At 67.8% G+C, this 881-nt stretch carries 1 protein-coding gene; it reads left to right on the forward strand.

Going from position 1 to position 881, the window contains the following annotated elements; translation table 11 throughout:
* Window positions 1–20 precede the first annotated feature (20 nt).
* Window positions 21–881, forward strand: an 861-nt coding sequence (locus FGX59_RS37070) for an IS3 family transposase (protein WP_138473498.1), incomplete at its 3' end; no start/stop codon positions are given.

Genomic DNA, 881 nt, shown 5'->3' on the forward strand with positions numbered 1-881 from the left:
CCTGCGGACGGAGAGGACGAATGACCTCTGCTCCCGATCGCCGGAAGATTGCAGGGTTCGTCGACGAGGCAATGGCTGCGGGATCGTCCCGCGCTGCCGCCTGTGCCGAACTGGGCCTGCATCCGCAGACGCTTGCCCGATGGCGCGACCGGACGGGCGGCATCCGCGAGGACGGCCGTCCGCGCGCCTTGCGCCCCGAGCCCGCGAACAAGCTCAGCAGCGAGGAGCGCGTCCGCATCATTGCCACCTGCGCCCTGCCCAAGTTCGCCAGCCTGCCGCCGAGCCAGATCGTGCCCCTTCTGGCCGACGAGGGGACCTACATCGCGTCGGAATCCAGCTTTTACAGGGTCTTGCGCGAGCATGGCCAGAACCACCGCCGCGGCCGCGCGCGCAGCCCGACGAAAAGGAAGCCGCCCGCCAGCTTCGAGGCCAAGGGGCCGTGCCAGGTTTGGACGTGGGATATCACGTGGCTTCCGGGGCCGGTCGCGGGGCGGTTCTTCTACCTCTACATCATCACCGACATCTGGAGCCGCAAGATCACCGGCTGGGAGGTCCATGAACGCGAGACGTCGGAGAACGCGGCGGCGCTGCTGCAACGCGCGGTCTGGGCGGAGAAATGCGTCACCAGCCCGCTGGTTTTGCACGCTGATAATGGAAGTCCGATGAAAGGCGCGACGATGAAGGCGACCATGGAGCGGCTCGGGATAACGGCCTCCTTCAGCCGACCCCGCGTCTCCAACGACAATCCCTTCTCCGAGGCGCTGTTCCGGACCTGCAAGTACCGGCCCGGCTGGCCGCCGCGCGGCTTCGCCAGCATCGGGGCGGCTCGGGATTGGGTCCAGGCGTTCGTCACCTGGTACAATCGCGAGCACCGCCACAGC

The organism is Poseidonocella sp. HB161398, from assembly GCF_005870025.1.
Classification (GTDB): domain Bacteria; phylum Pseudomonadota; class Alphaproteobacteria; order Rhodobacterales; family Rhodobacteraceae; genus Mangrovicoccus.